13 protein-coding genes and 1 tRNA gene are annotated in these 17,663 nt (G+C 68.6%); 11 read left to right on the forward strand and 3 right to left on the reverse strand.

Annotated features, from left to right (window positions below; genetic code table 11):
* Positions 1-54: 54 nt before the first annotated feature.
* The 7 genes from ACTOWK_RS07840 (at position 55) to glmM (ending at position 8,621) form a co-directional block, all read left to right on the forward strand.
* Complete coding sequence (locus ACTOWK_RS07840; RefSeq protein ID WP_441329628.1) at positions 55-2,073, forward strand: FimV/HubP family polar landmark protein; 2,019 nt, start codon at positions 55-57, stop codon at positions 2,071-2,073.
* A gap of 94 nt (positions 2,074-2,167) precedes the next feature.
* On the forward strand, positions 2,168-2,995 hold the full coding sequence (gene truA, locus ACTOWK_RS07845) for a tRNA pseudouridine(38-40) synthase TruA (RefSeq protein WP_441329629.1): 828 nt from the start codon (positions 2,168-2,170) through the stop codon (positions 2,993-2,995).
* Positions 2,992-3,660, forward strand: a complete 669-nt coding sequence (locus tag ACTOWK_RS07850; protein ID WP_441329630.1) for a phosphoribosylanthranilate isomerase — start codon at positions 2,992-2,994, stop codon at positions 3,658-3,660. Before truA ends, ACTOWK_RS07850 begins: the two co-directional genes overlap by 4 nt.
* A 156-nt stretch (positions 3,661-3,816) precedes the next feature.
* On the forward strand, positions 3,817-5,031 hold the full coding sequence (trpB, locus tag ACTOWK_RS07855; protein ID WP_441329631.1) for a tryptophan synthase subunit beta: 1,215 nt from the start codon (positions 3,817-3,819) through the stop codon (positions 5,029-5,031).
* A 234-nt stretch (positions 5,032-5,265) separates the two neighbouring features.
* On the forward strand, positions 5,266-6,066 hold the full coding sequence (trpA, locus tag ACTOWK_RS07860) for a tryptophan synthase subunit alpha (protein ID WP_441329632.1): 801 nt from the start codon (positions 5,266-5,268) through the stop codon (positions 6,064-6,066).
* Positions 6,067-6,182: 116 nt separating this feature from the next.
* Positions 6,183-7,073 carry an acetyl-CoA carboxylase, carboxyltransferase subunit beta gene (gene accD / locus ACTOWK_RS07865; RefSeq protein WP_441329633.1) on the forward strand — a complete coding sequence of 297 codons (891 nt, stop codon included), beginning with the start codon at positions 6,183-6,185 and terminating at the stop codon, positions 7,071-7,073.
* Between the two features lie 207 nt (positions 7,074-7,280).
* Positions 7,281-8,621 (forward strand): phosphoglucosamine mutase, encoded by a 1,341-nt coding sequence (glmM, locus tag ACTOWK_RS07870; RefSeq protein WP_441329634.1) that lies wholly within the window; start codon positions 7,281-7,283, stop codon positions 8,619-8,621.
* Between the two features lie 1,296 nt (positions 8,622-9,917).
* Here glmM and ACTOWK_RS07875 read toward each other — a convergent pair.
* The gene (locus ACTOWK_RS07875) at positions 9,918-11,777 is read right to left on the reverse strand and encodes a DUF3413 domain-containing protein (RefSeq protein WP_441329635.1); all 1,860 of its coding nucleotides are present in this window, start codon (positions 11,775-11,777) and stop codon (positions 9,918-9,920) included.
* A gap of 470 nt (positions 11,778-12,247) precedes the next feature.
* Between ACTOWK_RS07875 and ACTOWK_RS07880 the strand changes: the two genes are divergently transcribed.
* Positions 12,248-13,183 (forward strand): isopenicillin N synthase family dioxygenase, encoded by a 936-nt coding sequence (locus ACTOWK_RS07880; protein WP_441329636.1) that lies wholly within the window; start codon positions 12,248-12,250, stop codon positions 13,181-13,183.
* A gap of 383 nt (positions 13,184-13,566) precedes the next feature.
* Here the strand turns inward: ACTOWK_RS07880 and ACTOWK_RS07885 are convergent, their stop codons facing one another.
* A complete protein-coding gene (locus ACTOWK_RS07885) occupies positions 13,567-14,715 on the reverse strand; it encodes a trypsin-like serine peptidase (RefSeq protein WP_441329637.1) in 1,149 nt (382 codons plus the stop codon).
* A gap of 538 nt (positions 14,716-15,253) precedes the next feature.
* The gene (locus ACTOWK_RS07890) at positions 15,254-15,796 is read right to left on the reverse strand and encodes a DNA-deoxyinosine glycosylase (RefSeq protein WP_441329638.1); all 543 of its coding nucleotides are present in this window, start codon (positions 15,794-15,796) and stop codon (positions 15,254-15,256) included.
* A 174-nt stretch (positions 15,797-15,970) separates the two neighbouring features.
* Between ACTOWK_RS07890 and tpiA the strand changes: the two genes are divergently transcribed.
* The 3 genes from tpiA to ACTOWK_RS07905 all read left to right on the forward strand — a co-directional run bounded on the left by tpiA (position 15,971) and on the right by ACTOWK_RS07905 (position 17,499).
* On the forward strand, positions 15,971-16,723 hold the full coding sequence (gene tpiA / locus ACTOWK_RS07895) for a triose-phosphate isomerase (protein WP_441329639.1): 753 nt from the start codon (positions 15,971-15,973) through the stop codon (positions 16,721-16,723).
* A 73-nt stretch (positions 16,724-16,796) separates the two neighbouring features.
* Positions 16,797-17,291, forward strand: a complete 495-nt coding sequence (gene secG / locus ACTOWK_RS07900) for a preprotein translocase subunit SecG (RefSeq protein ID WP_441329640.1) — start codon at positions 16,797-16,799, stop codon at positions 17,289-17,291.
* A 123-nt stretch (positions 17,292-17,414) separates the two neighbouring features.
* Positions 17,415-17,499, forward strand: a tRNA-Leu gene (locus tag ACTOWK_RS07905).
* The last annotated feature ends 164 nt before the right edge of the window (positions 17,500-17,663 follow it).

Genomic DNA, 17,663 nt, shown 5'->3' on the forward strand with positions numbered 1-17,663 from the left:
CGCCTGACAAGGGTAATGGGATCGTCTGTGAGATCAGGTTTCGCACGCACAGCATTGGCTCTCGCGTTGGCCCTGGCCAGTGGGGCGGCCGGTGCGCTCGGTCTGGGACAGATCGAGGTCAAATCGCGCGCGGGCCAGCCGTTGCTGGCCGAGATCCCGGTCATTTCCAGCGACAGCAACGAGTTGGCGCAGTTGCGCGCCGGGCTGGCCTCGCCGGAGACCTTCCAGCGCATCGGCCTGCAGCCGCCGCAAGGCATCGTCACCGACCTGCGTTTCGTGCTCGCCCTGGACAACGCCGGCAAGCCGGTGATCCGGGTCACCAGCACCCAGCCGGTCAATCAGCCGCTGCTGACCTTCCTGATCGAAGTCGATTGGGGGCAGGGCCGCCTGACCCGCGAATACTCGGCCTTGCTCGACGCGCCGCGCACGGTGTCCGCACCGATGCAGCCGCCGATCCAGGCCCCGACCGGCGCCGCCGCCAACACCATCGAGCGTCCGCTGGATGCGCCGCTGCCGTTCGGTGCGCAGCCGCAGGCGAGCGACCCGCTGGCGGTGGAGAACCAGCTCGACCGTTACGACCCGGGTAGCGCGATCACCGCGGCACCGCCGCAAGCCGCGCCCGAGCCCATTCCGGTTCAGCCCATCCCGGTCCAGCCCGACCCGGTGCCGCAGGCCGAGCCTGCGAACACCGGCCGCATCCCGCAGGCGCCGCGCGAGCCGCGCCCGGTCGCGGCCGTGCCGAGCGTCGGTGCCGATGGCGACATCACCGTCGAGCGCGGCCAGACCCTGTCGGCGATCGCCGCCGGCGTGGCCGGCGACAACACCCTCAACCAGACCATGATCGCGCTGTTGCGGGCCAATCCCGAGGCCTTCATCGGCGGCAACATCAACCGCCTCAAGCAGGGCGCGGTATTGCGCCTGCCGCCGGGCAACCAACTCGACGCGATCGATCCGCGCGAAGCCAGCGAACTGGTGCGGGTGCAGGTCCAGCAGTGGCGCCAGGCGCGCCAGCCGGTGCCGCAACCGATCAGCCTGGAGTCCGACGCCGTCGCGAAAACGCCGGTGGCGCCGGCCGCGCAGAGCGGTGCAGCCTCGCGCGGCAACGACGCGCGTCTTGAAATCGTCCCGCCGGGGGCCAGCCAAGCCACCCGGGCGGGCGCACAGTCCGGCATCAGCGCCGGAGGCGAGGGCAGCATGGTTCGACAGGAGATTCAGCAGGCCAACGAGGTCATCGCCGCGCGCGATGCCGAACTGGCCGACCTCAAGAGCCGGGTCGCCGAGCTGGAGCAGTTGCAGACGCAGCAGCAGAAGCTCATTGCGATGAAGGACAGCGAGCTGGCCACGAGCCAGCAGCGTCTGGCCGAGAACCAGGCCCGCAGCGAGGGCGGCTCGCCGCTGCCGTGGGTGTTCGGCAGCCTCGGCGTGCTGGCCTTGTTGATCGGCGGCTGGGTGCTGAGCCGTCGCGAACCCAGGAAACCGAGTTTCCGCGCGCCGGCTTCGGCGACGGACGCTCCGCTCCGCGGCGGCAGCCGGGACCGCACCGCGGCCGATGCCGGTTCCGGCGATTCGGCCAGTTCGGCCAATTCCGCTGATTCGGCCGATTCGGCCGGTTTGGCCGATTCGCTGCGCCGCCGCCCGGACGCCCCTGCGGCCCTGGTCGACCCGGTCGCGCAATTGATCGGCGAACCCGAGCCCGCCGAGAGCGCCGAACCGATCGCTGCGCCGTTCTGGACCGCGCCCAAGACCGAGGCGCGTTCGCGCGCCAAGGTGCCGACCTGGCACGCCGCCGAGGTCAGCACCGCGCCTGCCCCGGTCGCTGGCGCGAGCACGCCGCAGGCCGGGCCGGCACCGGCAACCGAATTCGCCCGGCCGGGCCTGCAAGAACCGGCCCAGGCCGGGGTCAACGCCCAGGCCGTGACCGCGCCCGGGCAGGAACGCATCGAGTTGGCCCGCGCCTACCTCGACCTCGGCGACGAGAGCAGTGCCCGTCAATTGCTCGGCGAGGTGCTGATCAACGGCGATCACGCCGCACGCCAGCAGGCCGCGCGCCTGCTGCGCGAACTGGAATCCTGAGCGTTGAGTTGAGCCGCGCCAGCACGCGACCGAACCAGGTATGACCGAAGTTTTCGAGATGGACGCCCTTGCCTCCACAGTGGCGGCTCCTTCCATGCTGGAGGCCCCCTCCGCAGTGACGGCGCCGCTGCGCCGCTACGCCCTGGGCGTGGAGTACGACGGCGGCGAATTTTCCGGTTGGCAACGCCTGGTGCGCCCGGGCGAGCCGGACCTGCGCGGCGAAGCCACCGTCCAGAGCACATTGGAGGAAGCTCTGTCGTTCGTGGCCGGCGGCCGCGTCGACGTGACCTGCGCCGGGCGCACCGACGCCGGCGTGCATGCCTCCTGCCAGGTCGTGCACTTCGACAGCAGCGCCCAGCGCGACCTGCGCGGCTGGGTGCTCGGCACCACCTCGCGCCTGCCGGCGTCGGTGTGCGTGCGCTGGTGCGTGCCGGTCGCGGCGGATTTCCACGCCCGCTTCTCGGCCCGGGCGCGCCGCTACCGCTACCGCATCCTCAACCGCTCGGTGCGGCCGGCCCTGCAACGCCAGTACCTGACCTGGGAGCGCCGCCCGCTCGATGCCGACGCCATGCATCGCGCCGCCCAGGCCCTGCTGGGCGAAAACGACTTCTCGGCGTTCCGCACCGTGCACTGCCAGGCCCCGCACGCGCGGCGCGACCTGCAGTACATCGGCGTGCGCCGCGACGGCGACGTGGTCGAGATGGAAGTCCAGGCCAACGCCTTTCTTCACCATATGGTGCGCAACATTGTCGGAAGCTTGCTGCTAGTGGGCCGGGGCGAACAACCTGAGGCATGGATCGGGGAGCTGTTGGCCGGGCGCGACCGTACCGTCGCTGGCCCGACCGCACCGTCTTCGGGTCTGGTGTTCGTCGGCCCGCGTTATCCCGCCGATTGCCAGCTGCCTGCCGAGGTTACGTTTTGAGCCAGCCATCCCACCGCACCCTGTTCCGTACCCGCATCAAGTTCTGCGGTTTCACCCGTCCGGGCGATGTCCGCCTGGCCTGCGAGCTCGGCGCCGACGCCATCGGCTTCGTATTCGCCGCCGGCAGCTCGCGCCGCGTCGCCGCCGAGGAGGCGCGCGCCATGCGCCAGGCCCTGGCGCCGCTGGTCGACGCGGTCGCCTTGTTCATGGACAACCCGGTCGACGAGGTGCGCGAAGTGGTGCGCCAGGTGCGCCCGAGCCTGCTGCAGTTCCACGGCAACGAAGACGACGCCTTTTGCCGCGCCTTCGGCGTGCCTTACCTGAAAGCGATCGCGATGGGCGGCGAGCTCGCCGACCAGCATCCCTCGGCCTTGCACGTGCGTTACCCCGGCGCGGCCGGCTTCCTGTTCGACAGCCATGCCCAGGGCAGCGGCGGCGGCAGCGGCAAGACCTTCGACTGGACCCGGATTCCGGTCGGCGTGCAGAAGCCCTTCGTGCTGGCCGGGGGCATCACCCCGGAGAACGTGTTCGAGGCGATCCAGGCGACCTTGCCCTGGGGCGTGGACGTGTCCAGCGGCATCGAAAGCGCGCCCGGGCTCAAGGACGGCGACAAGATGCGCCACTTCGTCGAAGAAGTGCGGCGCGCCGACTGCCACGCCGATTGAGGCTTTGCGCAAGCCGGCGGTGCAAGGCCGCCGGCGTCCGGCGGCGCCATTCTGCGATCAGCTCGTGCGTACGGTGATCGCCGCGATGCCCTAAACTCACCCGTTCCCGTCGCCGCCACGGCGACGTCCGCCCTGATGCAGAACGCGCCCGAGCCGATGTCCGCAGACCCCATCGATTTTCACGCCTATCCGGACGCTTCCGGTCACTTCGGCCGTTTCGGCGGCCGCTTCGTCGCCGAGACCCTGATCGCGCCGCTCGAAGAGCTGGCCGCGGCCTACGACGCGGCCCGCGTCGATCCGGCCTTCATCGCCGAGTTCGAGCGAGACCTGGCCCACTACGTCGGCCGGCCGAGCCCGATCTACCACGCGCAGCGCCTCAGCGACGAAGTCGGCGGCGCGCAGATCCTGCTCAAGCGCGAAGACCTCAACCACACCGGCGCGCACAAGATCAACAACACCATCGGCCAGGCCCTGTTGGCCAGCCGCATGGGCAAGACCCGCATCATCGCCGAGACCGGCGCCGGCCAGCACGGCGTCGCCAGCGCCACCGTGGCCGCGCGCCTGGGCCTGGAATGCGTGGTCTACATGGGCGCGACCGACATCGAGCGGCAGAAGATCAACGTCTACCGCATGAAGTTGCTCGGCGCGACGGTGGTGCCGGTGACCAGCGGCTCGCAGACCCTCAAGGACGCGCTCAACGAAGCGATGCGCGACTGGGTCACCAACGTGCGCGACACCTTCTACATCATCGGCACCGTGGCCGGCCCGGATCCATATCCGCGCATGGTCCGCGATTTCAACGCCGTGGTGGGGCGCGAGGCGAGGGCGCAGATGATGGCCGAGTACGGCCGCCTGCCTGATGCGATCACCGCCTGCGTCGGCGGCGGCAGCAATGCGATCGGCCTGTTCCATGCCTTTCTCAACGACCCCTCGGTGCGCATCGTCGGCGCCGAAGCGGCCGGCGACGGCATCGACACCGGCCGTCACGCGGCATCGCTCGCGGCCGGGCGCCCGGGCGTGCTGCACGGCAACCGCACTTATGTCCTGTGCGACGACGACGGCCAGATCATCGAGACCCATTCGGTGTCCGCCGGCCTCGACTATCCCGGCGTCGGCCCCGAGCATGCTTTCCTCAAGGACGCCGGCCGCGCCGAATACGTCGGGGTGACCGACGACGAAGCGCTCGACGCCTTCCACACCCTGGCGCGCACCGAGGGCATCCTGGCCGCGCTGGAGTCCAGCCATGCGATCGCCCAGGCGATCAAGCTCGCGCGCTCGATGCCGAAGGACCAGATCGTGTTGTGCAACCTGTCCGGCCGCGGCGACAAGGACGTGCATACGATCGCCGGCCGCGAAGGGCTGCATTTTTGAGCCGCGCGAGCGCCTCGTATTCCTCCTTCTCCCGCTAGCGGGAGGGTGTGTTTCTCCTTCTCCCGCTAGCGGGAGGGTGTGTTTCTCCTTCTCCCGCTAGCGGGAGAAGGTGCCCGAAGGGCGGATGAGGGCAGCGAACGCCTCGATCCGACGCCTGCTCCCGCACTCGATGGCCCTCACCCCAACCCCTCTCCCGCGCGCGGGAGAGGGGCTCAAAGCAAAAGCCTTTGCCTAATGAACCGAATCGACGCCAAGTTCCAACAACTGCAGGCCGCCGGTCGCAAGGCCCTGATCCCGTTCGTCACCGCGGGCGATCCCTCGCTGGAGGCGACCGTGCCGGTGATGCACGCGCTGGTCGAGGCCGGCGCCGACGTGCTCGAACTCGGGGTGCCGTTTTCCGATCCGATGGCCGACGGTCCGACCATCCAACGCAGTTCGGAGCGCGCGATCGCGCGCGGCGCCGGCCTGAGCTGGGTGCTCGAAGCGGTGCGCGAGTTCCGTAGCCGCGACGCCGACACCCCGGTGGTGTTGATGGGCTATCTGAACCCGATCGAGATCCGCGGCAATGCGCGCTTCGCCCGCGACGCGGTCGCGGCCGGCGTCGACGGCGTGCTGCTGGTCGACCTGCCGCCGGAGGAAGCCGGAGACCTGCGCGCGGCCTTCAACGAGACCGGCCTGGCCTTGATCCTGCTGGCCTCGCCGACCACCACCGACGCGCGTCTGGCGCTGCTCTGCGACGACGCCCAGGGTTACCTGTACTACGTCAGCTTCGCCGGAGTGACCGGCGCCGACCGCCTCGACACCGGCGCCGCCAACGACCGCCTGCACACCATCCGCGCCCGCAGCCGGGTGCCGGTGGTGGCCGGTTTCGGCATCAAGGACGCCGCCAGCGCCGCCACCATGGCCCGCGAGGCCGACGGCGTGGTGGTCGGCAGCGCCCTGGTGGCGGAGCTCGCCGAGGCCGCCGATGCGCAGGCCGCGGCCGAGGCTGCGCGGCGCTTCCTGACGCCGCTGCGCCAGGCCCTGGACGGCTGAGCCGCGGACCGTATGGTTCGCTGCGTTAAACTGACCCGCTAGGCTGGCGGCGGCGGTGGCCTCACCGTCGCCGGTCCGGTCCTCTATTTAGCTGTCTGAACAGAAGGTTCCATCGTATGTCGTGGCTCAAGAAACTCATGCCGTCCGGCATCCGCACCGAATCCGGCGCGGCGAAACGACGCAGCGTGCCCGAGGGGCTGTGGGAGAAGTGCGAGCGCTGCGGCGCGGTGCTGTACCGCCCCGAGCTCGAGGAAAACCTCGAGGTCTGCCCGAAGTGCAGTTTCCACATGCCGATCCGTGCGCGCGCGCGCCTGACTGCGTTGTTCGACGCCGGCAGCACGGTCGAGATCGGGGCCGAACTTGGCCCGACCGACGTGCTCAAGTTCAAGGACCAGAAGAAGTACTCCGAGCGCATCAAGGCGGCGCAGAAAGCCACCGGCGAACGCGACGCCCTGATCACGATGCGCGGCACGCTCAAGCAGCGGCCGTTGGTGGCGTGTTCGTTCGACTTTGCCTTCATGGGCGGTTCGATGGGCTCGGTGGTCGGCGAGCGCTTCGCCCGCGGCGCCGAAACCGCGCTGGAGATCGGCAGCCCCTTCGTGTGCTTCTCCGCCAGCGGCGGCGCGCGCATGCAGGAAAGCCTGTTCTCGCTGATGCAGATGGCCAAGACCTCGGCCGCGCTCGGCCGCCTGCGCGCGGCCGGCCTGCCGTACATCTCGGTGATGACGCATCCGACCACCGGCGGCGTGTCGGCCTCGTTCGCGATGCTCGGCGACATCAACATGGCCGAACCCGAAGCGCTGATCGGCTTCGCCGGCCCGCGCGTGATCGAACAGACCGTGCGCGAAAAATTGCCGGAAGGTTTCCAGCGCAGCGAGTTCCTCGTCGAGCACGGCGCGGTCGACCAGATTTGCGACCGTCGCGAAATGCGTGATCGTCTCGCCCATCTTTTGGCGATGATGATGAAACAATCTCAACCCGAAGACGACGCCGAGGCAGCGGCTTGATCGCAGCGGTGCATCCGCTCGATCACTACGGGACTGTCGAGACAGTCCCGGGTGGGGCTGTCGAGACAGCTCCAACGACTCTGCACACGACGGCGGGCTGGATGGCCTGGGGGCGCCGATCGTCGGCGATGTCTTCGTTCCTTTCCCGATCACATCCAGCGCGCGCGTCCAGGTGCGACGCGTCGCGCTACCTGGAGGTTGAACTGTATGGCACGTAAGTACTTCGGCACCGACGGCATCCGCGGCCGGGTCGGCGAGGGCCCGATCTCGGCCGATTTCGTCCTGCGCCTGGGCAACGCCTACGGCCACGCGCTGATCCGGCGCGGTTGGCGCAATCCGATGGTCATCATCGGCAAGGACACGCGCATCTCCAACTACATGTTCGAGGCGGCGCTCGAAGCCGGCCTGGTCGCCGCCGGCGTCGACGTGCAGTTGATGGGTCCCATGCCGACGCCGGCGGTCGCTCATCTGACCCGTTCGCTGCGCGCCGATGGCGGCATCGTCATCTCGGCCTCGCACAACCCGCATTACGACAACGGCATCAAGTTCTTCTCGGCCGAGGGCGAGAAGCTCGACGACGAAACCGAGCTGGCGATCGAAGCCGCGCTCGAGGAACCGTTCCAGACCGTCGAATCCGAACGCCTCGGCAAGGCCGTGCGCACCCGCGACGCCATCGGCCGTTACCTGGAAGCCTGCAAGAACTCGGTGCCGCGCGGTTTCGACCTCAGCGGCATGCGCATCGCCATGGATTGCGCCAACGGTGCGACTTACCAGAGCGGCCCGCTGGTGCTGAGCGAACTCGGCGCCCGCGTCGATGCCATCGGGATCGAGCCGAACGGCCTCAACATCAACGACGGCGTGGGCTCGACCCACCCGCAGACCCTGGTCGAGCGCGTGCGCGCGACCGGCGCCGACCTCGGCATCGCCTTCGACGGCGACGGCGACCGCGTGCTGTTCGTCGACGGCGAAGGCCGCATCTGCGACGGCGACGACCTGTTGTACGTGCTCGCCACCGACTGGCAGGACAGCGGCCGTCTGCAGGGCCCGGTGGTCGGCACCCTGATGACCAACTACGGCCTGGAGCGCGCCTTCGAACAGCGCGGCATCTCGTTCCTGCGCGCCAAGGTCGGCGACCGCTACGTCCACCAGCAACTGATCGCCCATGGCGGCGTGCTGGGCGGCGAAGCCTCCGGCCATCTGCTGTGCCTGGACCGCACCAGCACCGGCGACGGCATCGTCAGTGCGCTGCAGGTGCTGGAAGTGCTGGGCCGTCGCGGCCTGACCCTGCGCACTGCGCTCGAAGGTTTGAGCCGCGTGCCGCAAAAGACCATCAACGTCCGCTACGAAGGCACCAACAAGCCGACCGAAGCGGCCTCGGTGCAACAGGCCCTGGCCCTGGCCGAAGCCGCCGTGGCCGGCCGCGGCCGCGCCTTCCTGCGTCCCTCCGGTACCGAACCGGTGGTGCGCGTGACCGTCGAAGCCGACGAAGCGACCCTGATGCAGACCACGCTCGACACGCTGGCCAACGCCGTACGCGCGGCCGTCTGACGTAGCGAGCCGGATGACGATCGCACCGACGCGCAGGCGCCGGTGCGATTTTTTTTGTCTGGTTGCAAGCGGCTCACGCCGCTCCTACAAGAGCACGCGGCTTTGGAGTAGGAGCGACGCAAGTCGCGACCGCCATGCATCCGAGCCTGCGCCGCCATCGGCGCCCCCGCGGTCGCGGCTCGCGCCGCTCCTACCCAAGAGCACGCGGCTTTGGAGTAGGAGCGACGCAAGTCGCGACCGCCATGCATCCGAACCGGCGCCGCAATCGGCGCCCCCGCGGTCGCGGCTCGCGCCGCTCCTACCCAAGAGCACGCGGCTTTGGAGTAGGAGCGACGCAAGTCGCGACCGCCATGCATCCGAACCTGCGCAGCCATCGGCCGCCCCGCGGTCGCGGCTCACGCCGCTCCTACCCAAGAGCACGCGGCTTTGGAGTAGGAGCGACGCAAGTCGCGACTGCCATGCGTCCGAGCCTTCGCAGCCATCGGCCGCCCCGCGGTCGCGGCTCGCGCCGCTCCTATCCAAGAGCACGTGGCTTTGGAGTAGGAGCGACGCAAGTCGCGACCGCCATGCATCCGAACCTTCGCAGCTATCGGCCGCCCCGCGGTAGCGGCTCGCGCCGCTCCTACCCAAGAGCACGCGGCTTTGGAGTAGGAGCGACGCAAGTCGCGACTGCCATGCATCCGAACCTTCGCAGCCATCGGCCGCCCCGCGGTCGCGGCTCGCGCCGCTCCTACCCAAGAGCACGCGGCTTTGGAGTAGGAGCGACGCAAGTCGCGACTGCCATGCATCCGAGCCTGCGCCGCCATCGGCCGCCCCGCGGTCGCGGCTCGCGCCGCTCCTACCCAAGAGCACGCGGCTTTGGAGTAGGAGCGACGCAAGTCGCGACTGCCATGCATCCGAGCCTGCGCCGCCATCGGCGCCCCCGCGGTCGAGGCTCACGCCGCTCCTACCCAAGAGCAGCGCGGCTTTGGAGTAGGAGCGACGCAAGTCGCGACCGCCATGCATCCGAGCCTTCGCAGCCATCGGCCGCTCCGCGTCGCGGCTCGCGCCGCTCCTACCCAAGAGCACGCGGCTTTGGAGTAGGAGCGACGCAAGTCGCGACTGCCATGCGTCCGAGCCTGCGCCGCCATCGGCGCCCCCGCGGTCGCGGCTCGCGCCGCTCCTACCCAAGAGCACGCGGCTTTGGAGTAGGAGCGACGCAAGTCGCGACCGCCATGCATCCGAACCTTCGCAGCCATCGGCCGCCCCGCGGTCGCGGCTCGCGCCGCTCCTACCCAAGAGCAGCGCGGCTTTTCCTCAACGCTGCTGAAACCGCGTCAGCATTTCCCACGACTGCTTGACTGCGGCCGGGTCGACCTTGGCGTCGGGCAGGGGGCGGTACTGGCGGTCGACCACCGTGGCGGCGCCGTAATTGTCGAACAGGTAGATCCGATCGCCCTGGCGGATACCGCGCTGCGACCAACTTTCGACCAACAACGGTCGCGAGGGCTGGCCCGGGCCGAACAGATCGCGGCCGGTGCTGTAGTCGGCGCTGTCGTTGCGGCAGCCGAGCGCATGCCGCATCAGGGTCGGCACCAGGTCTTCGTGCGAGGTGGTGTGGGCGATCTTCCGCGGCGCCTTGCCCGGCCAATGCAGCACGAACGGCGTGCGCAACTGATAGTCGGAGAAATTGCCGTTGTGGCCCCAGTAGTTCTGCTTGAGGTCGTTGAATTCCTCGCCGTGGTCGCCGGTGATCACCACTACCGTGTTGTCGGCGAACGGGCTGGCCTGTAGCTGGGCGAGGAAACGGCCGATCAGCTGGTCGCTGTAATGCACCGAGGCGCGGTAGCGATTGAACTCCGGGGTCGGGTCGTGATCGGGCCCGAATTCGAACACGTTGATCTCTTTCGCCATCGGCTGGAACGGCGAGACATAGCCCTTGGGCATGTAATAGGGCTGGTGCGGCGAATCCAGGAACACGAAACCGAAGAAGCGCTTATCGGCCGGGGTCGCGACGATGTCGGCCTGCAACCGCTGCAGGATGGCCTGGTCGCGTTCGGCGCTCTTGCGTTCGCGCGGGCCGTTGACGATGTGCTCGCGCACTTCCGAGAATGCGGTGCGGTCGAACTCCGGGTTGTACAGCGGCGCGCTGCCGTAGATATGCATGCCGTAGCCGTCGCGTTTCATCTGGCCGATCAGGGCCGAGCCGCGCTGTTCGGCGAGCATCTTGTGCCAGTAGCCGCCGGGCAGGCCGTAGAGCAGGCCGAACACGCCGAAGCGGGTGGCGTTGCCGGCGCTGTAGTGATCTTCGAAGTTCAGCGACTGCTGCGCATAGCGCCAGGTGTTCGGCATCACCTCGGGGGTGAGCACGTCGTAGCGCAGCGATTCGAGCAGGATCACCACCACGTTGAGCTTGGGCTGGGCCTCGCATTGCAGCGGCCGGCGCGGATAGGCCAACAGGCCTTCGCCCTCGCTCGGCAGACGCGCGGACTCGTCGTTGCCGACGCCGAAGCGGTGCAGGGCGTCCTTCAAGGTGATCGGTTGCGCCCACGGGATGTAGGGCAGTTGCGACATCACCGCGCGGTCGCCGCGAGCGTCGGCGTAGGCGACCATGCCCTGTCCGAACAGCATCACCGCGGCCGCGATCCACCACGCCTTGACGATGCGGATCGTGCCGGGGCAACGCGCCAGCGCCCGCCACCACAGCCAGGCGGCGAGGATCTCCAGCATCAGCACCGAGCCGACCGCGAGCGCGATCAGCCCCCACACCGCACCGGAAAACACCACCTGATCCTGCATCGCGCCGCCGAACACCATGTTGGCGACCATGGCGTTGAGGTGGAACCGGTACAGGGCGAAGACCTTGGCGTCGGCTACGAGCAGGCAGATCCAGGCCGCCTGCAGGATCACCGCGGCGATGGTCATCCAGCGCATGCGCCGGCCGACCCAGCCCAGCAACAGCGGCACCACGCCGAGCAGGGCGCCGAAGAACAGGAAATGCCCGGGCAGGGCCACAGTCAGGAACGCAGCCGCCTTCCAATGCTCGGCCAGGTGGCCGAAGGGGATGTTGAAGCCGGCGATCGCGATCGCCGCCGCCGCATTGGTCAGGGTGAACCCCGTCAGCCAGGCCAGGGCGCGACGCACCGTGAAGGTTTGGCGGGCGGCTAGGTCATCCATCTAAGAAGCGTCTCGGGCGGTCGGTGGCGCTGCCGGTCAACAACGCCGGGTCGGGGCGCGACTTTATCGTGTAACAAAGCCGTGGAGAACCGCCGGGAGGAGGGGGCGGGCGCTGCGCATGGAGGCGTTCATCCTGGGTAGGGTCCGGCTGTCCATACGGAGGACCCGTGCGGCGGGCCTTGTGTCCATACCGGCGGCCCGCGCGGCGGGTTTGTGTCCGTACGGGCGGCCCGCGCGGCGGGTTGTGTCGATACGGGCGGCCTGCGCAGCGGGTTGTGTCGATACGGGCGGCCTGCGCAGCGGGTTGTGTCGATACCGGCGGCCCGCGCAGCGGGTTGTGTCGATACGGGCGGCCCGCGCAGCGGGTTTGTGTCGATACGAGCGGCCCGCGCAGCGGGCCTTGCGCGCAGCCCTCGGCTTTGAGCGAAGATAGCGCTCTGCCCGGAAGAAACATCAACAGGAACGTCAACGTGAGTCAGATTCCCACCCTGGACATCCGCCGCTTCGATACGGATCGCGACGCCTTCGTCGCCGAGCTCGGTGCGGCCTATCGCGAATGGGGCTTCGCCGGCATTCGCGGTCACGACATCTCGGACCAGCAGATCGACCGCTCCTACGACGTGTTCAAGCGCTTCTTCGCCCTGCCCGAAGAGGTCAAGCGCAAGTATCACGTCGCCGGCGGCGGCGGCGCGCGCGGCTACACCCCGTTCGGCGTGGAGACCGCCAAGGACTCCAAGCATTTCGACCTCAAGGAGTTCTGGCACGTCGGCCGCGAGATCCCGCGCGACTCCAAGTACGCCGCCGACATGCCGCCGAACCTGTGGCCGGAGGAGATCCCCGATTTCCGCGAACAGGCCTATGGCTTGTACCAGTCGCTCGACCGTCTCGGTTCGCGCGTGCTCAGCGCGCTGGCCCTGCACATCGACCTGCCGGAGCAGTATTTCGCCGACAAGACCGATTCGGGCAACTCGATCCTGCGCCCGATCCACTATCCGCCGATCACCACCGACGACATCCCGAACGTGCGCGCTGGAGCGCACGAGGACATCAACCTGATCACCCTGCTGGTCGGCGCGAGTTCGGCCGGCCTGGAAGTGAAGTCGCGCAAGGGCGAGTGGGTGCCGTTCACCGCCGACGCCGACACCATCGTGGTCAACATCGGCGACATGCTGCAGCGCCTGACCAACCACGTATACCCGTCCACCACCCACCGCGTGGTCAACCCCCCGGGCGAGAAGGCGCGCCAGCCGCGTTACTCGACGCCGTTCTTCCTGCACCCGAATCCGGATTTCCTGATCGACGTGCTGCCCTCGACGATCACCCCGGACAACCCGAGCCGCTACCCCGAGCCGATCACCGCTCAGGGCTATCTGGAAGAGCGACTGCGCGAGATCAAGCTCAAGTAGGGCGGGTTTCGGGACTCGGGACTCGGGACTCGAGAAGCCGGGAGTTTCGGAATCTCGGCGACGCCGACCTGTTTGAGCTGTTGCTCGTCATCCCCGCGAAGGCGGGGGTGAATGGATGCGCTTGCGAGCCACGCCGAAATAAAGCGGAGCCCGCCTACGCGGGAATGACGAGCTGGGGGAGGACTCGCCATTCGATTTCCTGTCCTGCCTTGAAAAGAAAAAGCCCGCCATCCGGCGGGCTTTTCTTTAAACGCGTTCGAGCCGGAGTTCCCTCTCCGAATCCCTAAACCGGAAACTCAGGTCCCGAATCCCGAATCCCGAATCCCGAATCCCGAGTCCCGAGTCCCGAGTCCCGAGTCCCCAGTCCCGAGTCCCGATAAGTCTCAGCACCCGATCGCCGTGCACAGCGGCACGATGTTGTCGTCGTTGAAGCGCGCGCCGACCCAGGCGGTGCCGAAGGCGCCGATGTGCGGGCCGCTGACCACGCTGTTGACGTGGTTGCCGCTGCTCGAATTCGGCGTGTAGTTGATCAGCCAACCGCCGCCGCTGGCGCCGTAGGTCATGTCGCAACCCTGGACCAGGACGTTGGTGCCTTCGGTCGGCGAGTCGTAGGTCTGGCCGGCGCAGATGTTGGTGTATTGCGTGCTCAGGTTGCTCGCGTAGCCGTGCGAGTAGGTGTACAGCGAGTAGGGCTGGTTCCAGGCGCGGCCGAGCCAGCCGACGTAGCTGGTCACCGGCAGGCCGCTGGTCTGCTCACCGGTCAGTTTGATCACCGCCACGTCCCAGCGGCGGGTGCCCGAGCTGATCCAGTTGGTCGGCACGCGCGCGGCGCTCCAGCCGAACTTGCCGTACGGCGCCACGCCGTAGCGCTCGGCCGGCACGAACAGGAAGTTCGAATTCCAGCCCTGGCCGAACGAGTACACGCAATGCGCGGCGGTCACCAGCACCGAATTGCCGCTGGCGACGTTGGCGGTGCAGTACGAGGTGCTGCCGTTGGGCTTGGTGAAATACAGCTTGCCGATCTTGTTCCACGGCGAGGCCTGCCACTGGGTGGTGTAGTAGTTGCCGAGGAAGCGCGTGTACGGGTAGTGGGCGCCGTCTTTCTCCGAAGAGATCGAGGCGTCCGGCGCGGCGCCCTGGCGTGCGTCGAGCGCATCGAGCTTGTCCCAACTGGCGCGGAAATGGCTGCGGGCCAGGTAATTGCCGAAGGCCGGGGCGCTGCCGCCCGGGGCGCTGCCGGCAGCACGCACGAGTTTGTCGGTCAGGGCCGCGGCCTGCGGCGCTGCGTCGTTGCCGCGGTCGTTCCAGATCATCGGCCTGGCCGCCGCACGCTGGCGTTCGGTCGCGAACGGATGGGCGTGGGCGTTCTTGGCATTGAGCTGCTGCGACTTCGGTGCGTCGATCGCGGCGATGTCGCCCTGCGCGGTGCGGATCACGCTCTCGCCGGCGATGGCCGAAGCGGTGGAGGAGAGCAGTACGAGCGCGCTGAACGCGGCGAGCTGCAGGGTGGAACGGTGGCGATGGGTCTTCATGGTGGAGCTCCTTGTGGTAGCGCTTCCCTGAGGGATGAACGGGTCGGTCCCTGTGTGACCGCTCGCGCTCCGACCCGGGCGGCGCGAACGGCGTTTCGGCGCTGCAGGTGTCGTTCACGACGACGGCGCAGCGACTTCCTGTTGGTGCGGACGAAAGGCTCCGCGTCCCGCGGCGCCCGGAGGGCCGCAAGCGATCGAGTGATGGTGGTGGCCCCTGCTGGGCGGTTACCCCCAACAAACGGCGGTGCCCTGGGGCGCAGGACAGGGCCGGGCGAAAAAAAGTGGCCGTCGCGACGGCGCGCAAGCTGGGCAAAGGGCCATTCGAAGCGGCTCAAAGCTCGCTGCGGCGGGGTTTCCGCCGTCCGGGCCCGGTTCGGGCCGGAACCTCGGATGTTGCGGACGTGAAACACCGCAAGGCGCGGTCCGCAGACTGTCGCCGAGCGGCGATGGACTGCGGCGACGCGGGTTCCGCGGCCGGATGGCGGGGGCCAGGGCGCCGATCGGCCGGGAGTTCAGCCCGAAAGCTCGGCCTGGAAACTCAGTCCAGGACGGCGATGCCCGCTTCGCGCAGGGCCTCGCGCCAGGCCGACCACTTCGTCTCGTTGCGCTGCGAGGCGTTGGCCGGGCTGGTCGAGGGCAGGCGGCGCAGGATCAGGTCGGGGCGGGCCAGCGGCTCGAGGACGAAGCGGCGGAAGGCATGCTCGGCCTTGGCGCCGTTGAACAGCACGGTCCGTACCTGCCGATGGCGGGCGAGAAAACCGGCGAAGTCGTTGACGACCGCGGTGTCGTCGCGAATCGCCGAGTCCAGGCTGCCCTCGCGTTCGCACTCGGCGAACACGTCCCACAACGCAACTCCAGCCGCGCGAAGGATGTCGAGCCTGCGTGGATAGTCGAGCTCCGGCGCCGCCCCGACGAGGCTGCCCATGATCGGCCAGAACCGGTTCTGCGGATGCGCGTAATAGCGCCCGGCGGTCAGCGAGGCGACCCCGGGCATGCTGCCGAGCACCAGTACCTTGGCGTCGGGCGCCTCGATCGGCGCGAAGCTGTGCAGGGTGGGGTTGGGGCTGGGGTTGGGGGGCATGCGGGGATGTGGGGCGAGTAACGAGTGAAGAGGGGTGAGGAACGAGTGGGGGGCGGCTGGATTGGGAGAGCATCGGAGGCGAGCGGCGCGGGCCGCTTGGGCTCACTTCTTATTCCTCGTTCCTCGCTCCTCGCTCCAATGTAAACTGCGCGCCTCAGCATCAAGGGAGTCGCCATGCGCCGCAGAATCGTCGCCGGAAACTGGAAGCTGCATGGCAGCCGCGAGTTCGCTTTCGCCTTGCTCGACGAAGTCGCGGCGCAGACGCCGCCGGCCGGGGTCGAACGCCTGATCCTACCGCCGCTGCCCTACCTGGGCGAGCTGATCGAACACTACGGCGAGCGTGGCCTGAGCTTCGGCGCCCAGGACGTCAGCAGCAACGAGAAGGGCGCCTACACCGGCGAGGTCTCGGCCGCGATGCTCAAGGACGTCGGCGCCGGCTACGGCCTGGTCGGCCACTCCGAGCGCCGCCAGTACCACGCCGAAAGCAGCGAGTTGGTCGCGCGCAAGTTCGCCGCCGCCAAGGCCGCGGGGCTGGTGCCGATCCTGTGCGTCGGCGAGACCCTGTCCGAGCGCGAAGACGGCAAGACCCAGTGGCGTATCCAGGAGCAATTGGCCCCGATTTTCGAGCTGCTCGGCGTGGCCGCGCTGGACGGCGCGATCGTCGCCTACGAACCGGTCTGGGCCATCGGTACCGGCAAGACCGCATCGCCGGAACAGGCCCAGGAGGTCCACGCATTCATCCGTAGCGAAATCGCTTCACACGATGCTACAATCGCTGGCTCGCTACCGATCCTTTACGGCGGAAGCGTGAAAGCCGACAACGCCGCCGCGCTGTTTTCCCAGCCGGACGTCGATGGCGGCCTGGTCGGCGGCGCCTCTTTGGTCGCAGCGGACTTCAACGCCATCGCAGTCGCGGCGGCACCCTGATCGAACCGGCCCGATGAACCACGCGGGCCCGGCACGGTCGTAACAAGCAGTCCGAATCGAAGAATCCTTAACGATGCTGTTGTTCCTCAACGTCATCTACGTGCTGATCGCGATCGCGATGATCGCGCTGATCCTGATGCAGCGCGGCGCGGGTGCGCAGGCGGGCTCGGGCTTCGGCGGCGGTGCGTCGGCGACCGTGTTCGGCGCCCGCGGTTCGTCGAACTTCCTGTCCAAGGCCACCAAATGGCTGGCGATCGCGTTTTTCGTGATCAGCCTCTTCATGGCCTGGCAGGCGAGCCGCACCTCGGTCACCCCGGACAAGCCCAGCGTCGGTCTCATGGGCAGCGCCCCGCAGGCGACGGCTCCGGCCCCGTCGGCGAGCGCCGCTCCCGCGGCAAGCACCCCGGCGGCTCCGGCCACCAGCGTGCCGCAGGCACCGACCGGGCAGGCCGTTCCGGCAACGGCTCCGGCGCCCGCGACCCAGGTTCCGGCGGCTCCGGCCACCGCGCCGGCGCAGGTTCCGGCCGAGCAGGCAGCCCCGGCAAAGCAGCCGACTACTGGCGGCTGAGCTAAACAGGTTAAAATAGAGTTCCAGCGCCCCGCATCGGATGGCGGGGCCGGTCAGCGATGACCGAGCGACTTCGCGAGACCCTTACGAAGTCGAAGCCAGGATGGCTTGGTTGGATACAGTGCCCAGATGGCGGAATTGGTAGACGCACTACCTTGAGGTGGTAGCGACTTAGGTCGTGGGGGTTCGAGTCCCCCTTTGGGCACCATTCCATTCCTAGCTTCACACTCCTAGCTCCAAGCAATTCGCAACTCGCACCACGGTACGCAGGTGCGGCACGCACGGCGGGCCGCGACCCGCCGTCCCAACGACTGGGCGCCCGGGCGCCAAGCCAAGGTCGCGGAAACGCGCCCATGTAGCCGAACAAGTAGC

Source organism: Lysobacter sp. CA196 (assembly GCF_052078695.1).
Lineage (GTDB): Bacteria > Pseudomonadota > Gammaproteobacteria > Xanthomonadales > Xanthomonadaceae > Lysobacter.